An 11,817-nucleotide genomic window follows, 5' to 3' on the forward strand; every position below is an offset into this window, starting at 1 on the left:
AAAACAGGGCTATAGCTTTTTGCTTAGTTTTTCGCCTTATGGGATCCGAGATAGACCTCAATCACTCGCGGGTCGTTTTTCACATCCTCAAAGGTACCTTCGCACAGCACCGAGCCTTGGTGTAAAACAGTAACCTTACGGGCAATTTGCCGGACAAATACCATGTCATGTTCAATCACCAAAATGGTGTGGCTTTGGGCTAAGGATTGAATTAACTCTCCTGTAGCTTCTGTTTCTTTATCTGTCATCCCGGCTACGCATTCATCGAGCAGCAGCAAATCCGGATCTTGAGCGATCACCATGCCAATCTCCAGCCATTGCTTTTCTCCGTGGGAAAGCAGCCCTGCCGGAACCCGATCCTTACGGCTGAGGCCAATGGTTTCCAAAAGAGCATCCGTTTTTTCTCGCAGATGCTTTTTGCCCAATAGGGTGGAAAAAACCCTTTTGTCAGGGTTGAGGGATAGCTCCAAGTTTTCTCGCACGCTCAAGTTTTGATAGACCCGCGGCGTCTGAAACTTGCGCCCAACACCCAAAATCGAGATCTCGTGTTCCTTGAGCTTGGCCAGATCCTTTCCTTTGAACAGCACCCATCCTCGGGTGGGCTTAACCTTGCCCGTCAGCACATCGAGAAATGTAGTCTTACCCGCCCCATTGGGACCGATGACCACCCGCAGCTCCCCTTCCTCCAGAGAGAAGTTCAACCCATCTAAAGCCTTAAAGCCGTCGAAGCTGACGGTGAGATCCTGCGTTTGTAAAATTTGTCGGGTGGCGGTGGGAGCTGCAGTGAGCATAGGGATCACATCCAAGAACGGAAAGGCCAAAGGTCAAACCGGATTCTCAACCCATCAAATAAACCCATCAAATAGGAGAGGAAACTTGGCATCGCTGGCTCACCCATGGGATCCTCTTACCTTAAACTTATATCTTGCACATAACTGACATCCTCAAGAGAAAGCCAGATTTAGGCTGGAGAAGTATTTGCCAAACGCCTGCGCCAAAGCTGAACGGTGACCCAAAGTTGCCTGCCTTGGGTGCGCACCCAACCCACCAGTCCATCCGGCAGCACCAGCACCACCAACAGGAACAATCCCCCTTGGAAAAACAACCAAATTTCGGGAAAATTTTCGCTCAGCAAGCTCTTGGCAAAGTTAACCAACAGAGCCCCCAGCACCGCCCCCACCAAACTGGCCCGACCGCCCACCGCCACCCAGATTACCATCTCAATGGAAAAGGGAACGGCCATCGCATTGGGAGAGATGATCCCAGTTTGCAAGGTAAACAAAGCTCCGGCAACACCCGCCAGGGCAGCAGACACGGCAAACACCAGCACTTTAAAGCCGGTGGGATCGTAGCCGGAAAAACGAACCCGTGGCTCGTCATCTCGAATGGCTACCAGGATCCGACCGAATAGGCCGCTGGTCAGCCAACGACAGAGAAGGTAAGCCAAAACCACCGCCAGAACTGTAGTGACATAGACAGCAAAGCGCATTTCGGACGAGTTGACATCTAGGCCAAACAAAGTCTGGAAGTTGGTCAGGCCGTTGGTGCCATTAATTAAGCGCTGTTGGCCGTTGAAGAAGTTAAAGAAAATAATCGTGGTGGCCTGAGTTAAAATGGAAAAATAAACCCCTCGGATGCGATTTCTCACCACCAAATACCCCAGGGCTGCCGCCACCAAAGCCGGGATCAAGACCACAGCAACAGCCGTAAACGGAAACGAATAAAAGGGATACCAAAACCAGGGCAATTCCGTTACCCCGTAGAGGCTGAAAAACTCCGGTATCTGACCTTCCGGCAATTGCAATTTCAGGTGCATCCCCAGAGCGTAGCCCCCCAAGGCGAAGAACACCCCATGTCCCAGACTGAGCATGCCGGTATAGCCCCAGATGAGGTCGATCCCCAAAGCTACAATGCTGAGGGCCAGAAACCGCCCCAACAAGTTGAGCCGAAAGCCAGACAGCACAGTTGGGGCCACAAAGATCAAGGCCAGCACCAAAACGATGAGGATCCCGGCCTCCCACAGAAGCTTGCGAGAAGAATTGGGATCCCCACCCGCGGCGGGAGCAGCCACTTCATGATCAGCACGGGGGGAATGAACCAGTTTCATGGGCTTTGTGAGGGAGTAGAAGATGGAGAGTCTGGTCCTAGAGTTTTCGCCAAGCGAGATCATTCCCTAGGCATCCACCATACGACCTTTTTCGGGGAAAAGGCCCCGAGGTCGCACCTGCAAAAAGGCCACGATCAAAGCAAAGACCATCACCTTGGCCATGCTCGTGGTGGCAAAAAAGTTGAGGGTATCGGTCAGGATGGGCACGTTGGAAAAGATCAAAGCCAGCGTCCCTGAGCCGATGACAAAGTTGGCAATCCCGATCCCAAGCGCTGCCACAATGCTGCCCAAAAGCTTACCGACACCCCCCACGACGACCACCATAAAGGTATCCACGATGTAGTTTTGGCCGGTGTTCGGCCCCACGGATCCCAGCAGGCTGACCGCCACGCCGGCTACTCCCGCCAGACCCGAACCGATGGCAAAGGTAAGGGCATCCACCTTTTGCGTAGGGATCCCTACACAGGCACTCATGGCCCGATTCTGGGTAACCGCCCGGATGCGCAGCCCCCAGCGGGTGCGCTGCAAGAAGAAGTACAGCCCTAGGATGCAGAAGACAGTGAGGGCGATGATAAACAGGCGGGTATTGGGCAAAAACAGGCTGCCCACCGGGATCCCACCCCCCAGCCAACGGGGAGCGGTCACATCTTTGTTCTGGGCTCCAAACCAGGGTTGAGTGACTGCTAAAGCATAGGTTTGCGCCAGCACCCGCCCCCCCACCGCTGCAATGGCCGTGGAAAGCACCAGTAGCAGCGCCAGCGTCCACCCTTTGAGGCGCGGCCAATCCGTTCGCCTGGACAAAAGCCACCAGCCGCCGAAAAAGAGCACCGCGAAGGCCCCCAAGCGGAAAGCCAGCACCCAATTGACGCTGCGCACAAACTGCTGCAGGATCAGGCTCACACCCCAAGTGGCCAGAAGGGTTTCCAGCGGTCGGCCATACAAAAAGCGAATCACCCCCCGCTCCAGGGCTAGTCCCACCAGAGCCGTGACGGCAAAGGCAGCTACCAAAGCCGGGAAGATGTACAGATCCCGCCAGGGATCCCCTAGGGGACGAAAGGCATTTTGAACCACAAAAGTGGTGTAGGCCCCCAACATCATCAGCTCCCCATGGGCCATGTTGATGACCCCCATGAGGCCGAAAACAATGGCCAAGCCCAAGGCGGCTATTAGCAAGACGGTGCCGATGCTAATGCCGTTGAACAAGCTGTCCAGGAGCAAGGTCATGGGCAGGGGATCCTCCTTCCAACTAAACTAGGGAGGCTAACCGAGCATCTAGGCGGGATCCCCGACCCTATCCAAACGGCAAGGGATCCCAGCCCTGGCCAGGACTAGCTGACTTTGTAGCGACCGCCCTTGGCCGGATCTGACCAATCGCAGGCAAAGCCCTTGGTCTCTGCCACAAACTGGTTCCAGGGCTGCGGCTCCACGGCATCCGTAGAAAAGATGACATCAAACAAACCGTCAGAGCGCACCTGGCCGATCCGCACATACTTGGTCAGGTGGTGATTGGTGTTCATGGTTACCAAGCCTTCTGGGGCATCAAAGGTCTGGCCATAGGCTGCCTGCCGCACGGCGTCGATTTCCACTGTTCCCGCTTTTTCCACTGCCTGCTTCCAGATGTAAACCATGATGTAGGCGGCTTCCATCGGGTCGTTGGTGACGCGGTTTTGGCCGTATTCTGCCTTGAAAGCCTCCACAAACTTCTTGTTGGCAGGCGTATCCACCGTCATAAAGTAGTTCCAGGCGGCGAAGTGCCCTTCCAAGAATTCGGGGCCGATGGCCTGTACCTCTTCTTCGGCAATGCTGACGGACATGGAAGGATAGCGATCTGGCCCCAGCCCTGCCCCTTCCAGTTGTTTGAAAAAGGCCACGTTGCTGTCGCCGTTCAAGCTGTTGTAGATCACACCGCCATTGGGAAGAGCGGCCCGGATCTTGCTGATGATGGGGGTAACTTCTGTGCTGCCCAAAGGCAGATAGTCTTCACCCACCACTTTGCCCCCCAGGGCTTCCAACTGGGCCTTGATGATGGTGTTGGCCGTGCGGGGGAACACGTAGTCGGATCCCACCAGGAAGAACTCTTTGCCCTTGTTCTTGAGCAGCCATTCCACCGAAGGCTCGATCTGCTGGTTGGGGGCAGCGCCGGTGTAGAAGATGTTTTTGGAGCACTCTTGTCCTTCGTACTGCACGGGATACCAGAGCAGGTGCTGCTTGGATTCAAACACCGGCAACACGGCTTTGCGACTGGCCGAAGTCCAGCATCCAAACACCGTTGCCACCTTGTCCACATCGATCAATTTGGTGGCTTTCTCGGCAAAGGTTGGCCAATCGGAAGCCCCATCCTCGATAATCGGCTCGATCTGCTTGCCCAAAACCCCACCGGCGGCATTGATCTCTTTGATAGCCAGCTTTTCGGCATCCACCACGCTGGTTTCTGAAATGGCCATGGTGCCGCTGAGGGAGTGCAAAATGCCAACGCGGATGGTCTCTCCCTGGGCGTAGGCGGGCACGGATCGCTTCACCCAGATCTGCGGCCCCAGGGCAGCCCCGGCTCCGGCCAGAGCGCCCATTTTCAGCACTTGACGACGATTAAAAGATTGAGCCATCGGTGATCTCCGAAACGAAGTGAGTGCAAAGGGTGTTAAGAAGTACAGTTGCAGCAGCCCGGCCAACGGGGGGAAGCACCTAGCTCATCACCTCGCCCATGTGTTGAACCTGCCCAACTGCGCTCAGCTGAGGCTTTCACCGAATGCCTTCCCAACGTCAACAGGGGAAAGGCTAATCCTGCAGTCGAGAAAGCGTTGTGCATCCCTGTTGCCTTAACGTGTTCCATCAAACCCATTCAGCCCGGAGAGAATTGTATCGCGGGATACCTTTTCCCAGAATCCGAGCCTGTTCTCGGCTCCCTTTCCCCACAGGCTGTAGGCAAAGGCAGGGATCCCTTGCTGCCGGCATAATAGGGGTTCTGGGGTCGAGAATTAGTTGAGAGTTAACAGCTTATGGTGCAGCAGGCCGGCTATGGATCTTGGCGATCCCCGATTACCGCTGACCTGGTGGTGACGGGATCCCTGCGCTTGGGACAGATGGTTTGGGATCAGGGGGATCTCTACTGGACGGAGGGCCGCCCGCAAGAAAAAGGGCGCAATGTGTTGATGCGGCGCTCTGCCGACGGGATCCTGGTGGAGCTGACACCGGCACCTTTCAATGTGCGGACACGAGTGCATGAGTATGGGGGTGGAGCTTATTGGGTGTCGGCAGGGGTAGTGTATTTTTGCAACTTCGCTGACCAACGGCTCTACCGCCTGCTGCCGGGTTCAGATCCCCAGCCCCTGACGGAAGCAGGCCCCTATCGCTATGCAGATGGGGTGGTGGATCGGGCGCGTGGACGCATCCTCTGTGTGCGGGAAGATCACAGCCGCCAGGGAGAGCCGGAAAACAGCCTTGTCTCGATTGACTTGGAAAGCGGATCCCAGCAGATTTTGGCTTCTGGGCACGACTTCTACGCCAGCCCGCGCCTCAGTCCAGACGGCCAGACCTTGGTATGGCTGACCTGGGATCACCCCCAAATGCCCTGGGACGGCACAGAGCTGTGGCGGTCTGAGGTGAACCCTGACGGCAGCTTGGGAGAACCTCAAAAGCTGGCCGGTGGCCCTGCCGAGTCGATCTTCCAGCCCCAGTGGTCACCGCAAGGGGATCTCTACTTTGTTTCCGATTGCAGCGGCTGGTGGAACCTCTATCGCTGGGATCCCCAGGGCCCCATTCCCCTCTGCCCTATGGAAGCGGAGTTTGGAGAGCCGCAGTGGGTGTTTGGCCTGAGCACCTACGGCTTCTGTGGCGATGGGCGCATCCTGGCCTGTTATGAACAAGACGGGCTGTCTCATCTGGCTTATCTGGATCCCCATTCAGGACAGTTGGCAGGGATCCCCTTGCCCTACACCCAGATCAGCGGTTTGCAGGTAAGTGGGGAAAAAGCCGCTTTCCTGGCCGGATCCCCGACGGAAGCCATAGCCTTGGTTTGTTTGGATTTGCCTTCTGGACAGGTGGAAGTGGTGGCCCGTTCCAGCAGCGTGGCGGTGGATCCCGACTATCTGTCGATCCCAGAGCCTATTGTTTTTCCCACCGGTGGCGGCAAGGAAGTGGCCTACGCCTTCTTCTATCCCCCCAAAAACCGAGACTTTGTTGCCCCTGCTGGCGAAAAGCCACCCCTGCTGGTGAAAAGCCACGGCGGGCCCACCGGGGCGACGGCAGCCGTGCTCAACCTAGGGATCCAATACTGGACCAGTCGGGGGATTGCCGTTTTGGATGTGAACTACCGGGGCAGCAGCGGCTACGGACGGGCCTATCGGGATGCTCTCAAAGGCCGGTGGGGCCTGGTAGATGTGGAAGATTGCATCGCCGGATCCCAATTTTTGGCAGAACAGGGCAAGGTGGATGGGGAACGGCTGCTCATTCAAGGGGGCAGCGCTGGCGGCTATACCACGTTGGCGGCCTTGACCTTCCACGCCGTCTTCCGAGCAGGTGCCAGCTACTACGGGGTGAGCGATCTAGAAGCCCTGGCCCAGGAGACCCACAAGTTCGAGTCTCGCTACTTGGACAGCCTCATTGGCCCCTACCCAGAGCGGCGGGATCTCTACCGGGAGCGTTCCCCCATTCATCACCTGGAGGGCCTCAATTGTCCGGTTATCTTCTTCCAAGGGTTGGAAGACGCCATCGTGCCCCCCAATCAGGCGGAGAGGATGGTGGCAGCCCTACGGGCCAAAGGGATCCCAGTGGCCTATGTGCCTTTCGAGGGAGAGCAACACGGCTTTCGCCAGGCGGCCAACATCAAAAGGGCCTTGGAGGCAGAGCTTTACTTTTATGCCCAGGTGCTGGGGTTTCCGCTGGCAGAACCTCTTGAGCCGGTTCGGATCGAGAACTTGGACACCTGATGATGACTGCTCAATGGGTCGAATAGAAAGGGATCCCGTCCCATCTATGGCCCATTGTTGCTCCACAACGCTGTCGCGACAGAGCAGCCCCTCTATGATGGACTTACCAGCCAACCCGGATGGAGCATGACTCTAGTCAATAATAAGCTCAACTATACTGAAAATAATGTATAATATGTTCAGTACGGATTACTACCAGTTGATCTTTCTGTTTACTTTCGAGTCTGCCAACATGGTAGCCAAAGCAAAGCAGAAAATTGGTAGTAAGACGACACGGAAACTGCGCTTTGGGTATTCTACTCAAAGCTTTGCGGGATACCGCCATTCTGGTTGGAAACAAACAGAATGCTATCGCTGCATAGTTGAACAGTGATGTTCAGCAGTGTTCAGCGTAAATGTATCAGTCATCGATATTGCTCCGCAACACTGTCGCGACTGCTGGTAAGAGAGCTGGTCATGAGCGTCAGTAGCCCTTCCTTCCGTGAACTGCCCATCTTAGAAAGCGGCGATCGTCTCACCCGCGATGAGTTTGAACGGCGCTATCAAGCCATGCCTCAGCTCAAAAAAGCCGAGCTGATTGAGGGAATTGTTTACGTGGCATCTCCCCTCAGATATCGCCGACATGGCAGACCACACAGCCACATCATGGCCTGGCTGGGAGTTTATGAAGCAGCAACGCCGGGGGTTGAGTCGGCGGGCAATCCAACCGTTCGCCTGGACTTGGACAATGAGCCGCAGCCAGATGCCATATTGCGGATGCACGAATCTTGTGGGGGACAGTCCCGCATTAGCGAGGATGACTACATTGAGGGTGCACCGGAGCTGATTGTGGAGATTGCCGCCAGCACAGCTTCCTACGACCTGCATGATAAGCTGCGGGCCTACCGGCGCAACGGCGTGCGGGAATATCTGGTCTGGCTAACCCAAGAGCAAGCCTTTCGCTGGTATGTCTTCCAGAATGGAGAGTACGTGCTGCAACAGCCCAATGAGTCGGGCGTCTTGTACAGTCGAGTGTTTCCGGGGTTGTGGTTAGCCGTGGACGCGCTGCTGACGGGCAACATGCAGCAGGTGTTGGGTGTGCTGCAAAGGGGAATTGAGTCGGAGGAACACCGAGAGTTTGCAGCGCGGTTGGTAACCAGAGGAGCAGAGGGTGGGGCCTAGGCCATAGGTCTGAGGGACGGGTTTGTGCTCAGAAAGGCCCAGGTTAATGGCTGTGGGCCAACAGGTTGGGCTCGAAGACAGCCATCTCCAACCGAAACGGGATCCCCATGTGGGCCAGCCAGTCCTGCAGCGGATCATCGGCCAGCGCCAGGATCTGCCCTTGGGGGGAAACGTGGGCCGGACGGTGCCAGTTGCCCAGTTGATGAATCACTTGGCCCATCTGGATGGGGTTTTCAGGTTGAATCAAGAGCACCGGTTCGGGTTGGGCTCTGACCCGAATGTGTCGCTGCGCATCCGCATAGAGCAGATCCCCATCGTGAAGATGGGTGCCGCGGGGCAGCATCAGCTGGATCTCGGTGCCCCGATCGCTCACCAGCCGTTGCCGGGATCGCTGGCGGTCGTGCCAAGTGAGGGCAACCACTTCCAAGTGGCCGGGGATCCCCTCTGACGGCTCGTCCAGCAGTTGCGTCACCGTAATGGCCGCGGGATCCTCTCCTGCAGCATGGGCATCTTCGCTCATGTTAGGGACTCCAGATATTGGCTGAGGTCTTCTTGAAGGCGAGAGAACTCCACTTCGGTGGAAAGGCGCAGCACCTTGGTTTTCAGAGTCACCAGCACCTTGGCTGCGTGGGGGCCAGCCCAGATGTTGGGGTTGCAGAACATCTCCAAGCTGAAATCTTCAGTAGGGTAACGAAACTCAACCGGCTCCTGAGGCTGCTGTCGGGAACGGATCTTGAGTCGCTCCAAGAGGATTTGCAGAGCCTTGTGCCATTGTTGTGCCGCCTCAGGCGAAAGGGAGAAACTGGCCGAGCCGGTTGCGAAGTTGAGGGCAAACTGAGGAAAATGGGTAGTCATGGAGGCCCGTACCGTTCGCGAAGCGTCCTTTGGAGGGCAGCATTGGACAACAACAGTATCTTACGTCAGCTCTTGCTAATGGGCGTGGGCACAACCACTCTGCTGGCAGAACAGTTGAGAAAGGCTGCCGACGACTTGGTGCAGAAGGGGCAGCTCAACCCAGAAGAGGCATCCAATGTCATCAACAACCTGCTCAACCAGGTGAAGGCCGAGCAGAGTAACTTTGAATCCTACGTTCAGCGGCAGGTGCGCAACGTCCTGCAGGATCTGGGCGTGCCCCGCCAATCGGAAATGGACGAGCTGCGGGGGCGGCTGGATCGGCTGGAGCGGCAGGTGCGCAATTTGGAAAATCAGGTTTACCGCCGGTAGCTGAGCTGAGCCTTCCCCTTTTGCCGGCTTTCCTTTGCCGTTGGGCAGGGTTTTGCCGAACGTTGCGATACCCTGAAGTCCTCTCTGGGAGAATTCATCAAGTTCCCATGTCAAGCGAAGTTTTGACCGTCACAGGCCGAGGGATCCCCCTGCTGGGCAACGACATCGACACCGACCGAATTATTCCGGCCCGCTTTTTGAAGTGCGTCACCTTCGACGGCTTGGGCCAGCACGTGTTTGCCGACGACCGCGCCCAGGATCCCGGCCAACACCCCTTCGATCAACCCCAGTACCAGGGATCCCAGATCCTCGTGGTCAATGCCAATTTTGGCTGTGGCTCCAGCCGGGAGCATGCCCCCCAAGCGCTGGCCAAGTGGGGGATCCGCGCCCTCATTGGCGAAAGCTTTGCCGAGATCTTCTTCGGCAACTGCTTGGCTCTAGGGATCCCTTGTGTCACGGCACCCCCGGCTGTGATTCAAGCTCTGCAGAAGGCGGTGGCGGAAAATCCCCAGCTCCAGTTGACGCTGGATCTGCCCAACAAACAGGTGCGCTGGGAGGCAAATACCGCTGCTGTGGAGATCCCCCAGGGAGCCTGGCAAATGCTGGTGCAGGGCACCTGGGACGCCACAGGACAACTGCTGGCCGCCCAAGCCCAGATTCAGCAAGTAGCCGCTTCTTTACCCTACGTGCGTTGGCAGCGGGCCCGTTGAGCAATCCTCTCCCCCCTGATACCCATACATGGCTGGGCAGCGCCGACCCGGATTTTCTGGATTTGGCGATCCGGGAGATAGAAGCTGCGGATCCAGAGGCTGCCGTGCAGCGGCTAAAGGAAGCACCTGGCTTGGTGTGGGTATGCAGCCAACGCTCATTTGCCGACCTGGCTGGGGCTTGGCAAGCTGACCCGCCCATTTTTTTACGCCACATCTGCCCCATTCACCAAGAACGGCGGCTGGCCGAGGGATCCTTAGTTGAATTGCGCCTTGATGGGGAAATGTTGGCAGCCATTGACCCCGCCCTCAGCTTTTCGGTTCAGACGCGCCTGTTTGGAGAGCCGGCTCTCAAGCCCTTCCAGGTCAATGAAACCCTGGCCGAACAGGTGATCGCGGCGGTGGGATCCCCCCTGCAGGTCAAAGACCCCCAGCAGGTGATCTCGGTGGTGATCCTGGCTCAACCGATGGGCATTCGCGCTTGGCTGGGCCTATCCTTGGCTGCCCAGAACCTCTCCAACTGGGCCGGTGGGATCCATCGCTTTCGGCGGGATCCAGAGCAAATCAGCCGCTCCGAGTTTAAGCTGCTGGAGGCCATCCAGGTGTTTCAGATTCCCTTGGTGCCAGGGGGACAGGCTCTGGATCTGGGGGCAGCGCCGGGGGGATGGTCGCGCATTTTGCGCCTATATGGCCAGCAGGTCACAGCAGTGGATCCGGGGGACTTGCACGAGCGCCTCAGCCAAGATCCGGGGATCCGCCACCATTGCCTCAGCGCCCAAGCCTACCTGGCCCGTGGCCCAGGCCGGTTTCACCTCATCCTCAACGACATGCGCATGGATGGCCCGGCTTCTGCCCGCCTGATGGTGGCTTTTGCTCCCCATCTGGAGCCACAGGGGAGAGCTGTGATGACCCTGAAGCTACCCCACCAACACCGCCTGCGGGTGCTGCGGCAAAGTCTGGAGATTTTGGGTAGTGCCTTCCCCCTGGTGAGAGCCCGCCACCTGTTTCACAATCGCAGCGAAGTCACCCTCTACTTGCAACAGGGGATCCCTGCCCCTCAATCTGCCGTTTCCACCACCTGAATCTCCCGGCGGAGCACCATTTCGCGAATGGACTCCAGCAAGCCTATCTCTTCGGGGGAGATTTTGCCGTCCGACCGGATGGCGTTGACGATTTGATCCACCTCTGTGCGGGTGAGCTTTTTGTCTTCCAGCGCTCGATCCACCAGCGCTTGCAATTGCGAAAACTCCATAAGGCTCCTCTGCGCTTGAACAGGTCTTGTCGCCTCATTTCCTCATCTAAGCTACCCGCGCTGCCCCAAATCTCCTGCAAGCGCAAGATTCTCTTCAGGTATCCTAAAGAAAACGTGAAACCCACCGAGAGGAAGACATCATGGCCGGCCCGGATCCCAGGAGCACTGCGCACGATTGCGCCACCCTCTGTCGAGATGGCTGTGTCTTGGGAGAGGACTGCCCCCACCGAGAGGCGGCTCGCCAAGCCGTGGCCTTTGTCATGAGCACCGACTGGGAGACCTTGATGCGGATTGCCGAATCCAAGAACCTACCCAAAAGCTCCCCTCAGGAAGAGATGGATCCCCTGCAGTTTTTGGAGAATTACCGCTTGGGCGGGTAAGCCCCAACCAGTCTCCCTAAGGACAAGGGATCCCTGCTGAGGATCCAGGGGTTTTGAGCCA

At 57.2% G+C, this 11,817-nt stretch carries 13 protein-coding genes; 6 read left to right on the plus strand and 7 right to left on the minus strand.

The features are described from left to right. Positions 1-23: 23 nt before the first annotated feature. The 4 genes from urtD to urtA form a co-directional block, all read right to left on the minus strand. Complete coding sequence (urtD, locus tag ACVWVQ_RS05560; protein WP_414408838.1) at positions 24-791, minus strand: urea ABC transporter ATP-binding protein UrtD; 768 nt, start codon at positions 789-791, stop codon at positions 24-26. Positions 792-961: 170 nt separating this feature from the next. Beyond that, on the minus strand, positions 962-2,170 hold the full coding sequence (urtC, locus tag ACVWVQ_RS05565) for an urea ABC transporter permease subunit UrtC (protein WP_011430742.1): 1,209 nt from the start codon (positions 2,168-2,170) through the stop codon (positions 962-964). Positions 2,171-2,173: 3 nt separating this feature from the next. Continuing rightward, positions 2,174-3,331: an ABC transporter permease gene (locus tag ACVWVQ_RS05570; RefSeq protein WP_457507336.1), complete on the minus strand. Its 1,158-nt coding sequence runs from the start codon at positions 3,329-3,331 to the stop codon at positions 2,174-2,176. Between the two features lie 104 nt (positions 3,332-3,435). Further along, complete coding sequence (gene urtA, locus ACVWVQ_RS05575) at positions 3,436-4,710, minus strand: urea ABC transporter substrate-binding protein (RefSeq protein ID WP_414351988.1); 1,275 nt, start codon at positions 4,708-4,710, stop codon at positions 3,436-3,438. A 393-nt stretch (positions 4,711-5,103) separates the two neighbouring features. Between urtA and ACVWVQ_RS05580 the strand changes: the two genes are divergently transcribed. Both ACVWVQ_RS05580 and ACVWVQ_RS05585 read left to right on the plus strand, forming a co-directional pair. Continuing rightward, a complete protein-coding gene (locus tag ACVWVQ_RS05580) occupies positions 5,104-7,032 on the plus strand; it encodes a S9 family peptidase (protein WP_457507338.1) in 1,929 nt (642 codons plus the stop codon). 456 nt (positions 7,033-7,488) lie between these two features. Then, the gene (locus ACVWVQ_RS05585; protein WP_414342399.1) at positions 7,489-8,193 is read left to right on the plus strand and encodes a Uma2 family endonuclease; all 705 of its coding nucleotides are present in this window, start codon (positions 7,489-7,491) and stop codon (positions 8,191-8,193) included. Between the two features lie 43 nt (positions 8,194-8,236). On the opposite strand, the gene ACVWVQ_RS05590 is transcribed toward ACVWVQ_RS05585, so the two are convergent. Continuing rightward, positions 8,237-8,713, minus strand: a complete 477-nt coding sequence (locus ACVWVQ_RS05590; protein ID WP_457507340.1) for an urease accessory protein UreE — start codon at positions 8,711-8,713, stop codon at positions 8,237-8,239. Then, positions 8,710-9,048: a hypothetical protein gene (locus ACVWVQ_RS05595; protein ID WP_011433606.1), complete on the minus strand. Its 339-nt coding sequence runs from the start codon at positions 9,046-9,048 to the stop codon at positions 8,710-8,712. Before ACVWVQ_RS05595 ends, ACVWVQ_RS05590 begins: the two co-directional genes overlap by 4 nt. A gap of 42 nt (positions 9,049-9,090) precedes the next feature. Here ACVWVQ_RS05595 and ACVWVQ_RS05600 point away from each other — a divergent pair, with 42 nt between their 5' ends. The 3 genes from ACVWVQ_RS05600 (at position 9,091) to ACVWVQ_RS05610 (ending at position 11,206) form a co-directional block, all read left to right on the plus strand. Further along, complete coding sequence (locus ACVWVQ_RS05600; protein ID WP_011433607.1) at positions 9,091-9,417, plus strand: phasin family protein; 327 nt, start codon at positions 9,091-9,093, stop codon at positions 9,415-9,417. A gap of 107 nt (positions 9,418-9,524) precedes the next feature. After that, positions 9,525-10,127 (plus strand): 3-isopropylmalate dehydratase small subunit, encoded by a 603-nt coding sequence (leuD, locus tag ACVWVQ_RS05605; protein WP_457507342.1) that lies wholly within the window; start codon positions 9,525-9,527, stop codon positions 10,125-10,127. Further along, positions 10,124-11,206 carry an SAM-dependent methyltransferase gene (locus tag ACVWVQ_RS05610; protein WP_457507344.1) on the plus strand — a complete coding sequence of 361 codons (1,083 nt, stop codon included), beginning with the start codon at positions 10,124-10,126 and terminating at the stop codon, positions 11,204-11,206. Before leuD ends, ACVWVQ_RS05610 begins: the two co-directional genes overlap by 4 nt. Here the strand turns inward: ACVWVQ_RS05610 and ACVWVQ_RS05615 are convergent. After that, positions 11,182-11,376 (minus strand): hypothetical protein, encoded by a 195-nt coding sequence (locus ACVWVQ_RS05615; RefSeq protein WP_011433610.1) that lies wholly within the window; start codon positions 11,374-11,376, stop codon positions 11,182-11,184. The genes ACVWVQ_RS05610 and ACVWVQ_RS05615 overlap by 25 nt on opposite strands. 140 nt (positions 11,377-11,516) lie before the next feature. Between ACVWVQ_RS05615 and ACVWVQ_RS05620 the strand changes: the two genes are divergently transcribed. Further along, positions 11,517-11,756 carry a hypothetical protein gene (locus ACVWVQ_RS05620; RefSeq protein WP_011433611.1) on the plus strand — a complete coding sequence of 80 codons (240 nt, stop codon included), beginning with the start codon at positions 11,517-11,519 and terminating at the stop codon, positions 11,754-11,756. The last annotated feature ends 61 nt before the right edge of the window (positions 11,757-11,817 follow it).

The organism is Thermostichus sp. MS-CIW-36 (assembly GCF_054059035.1).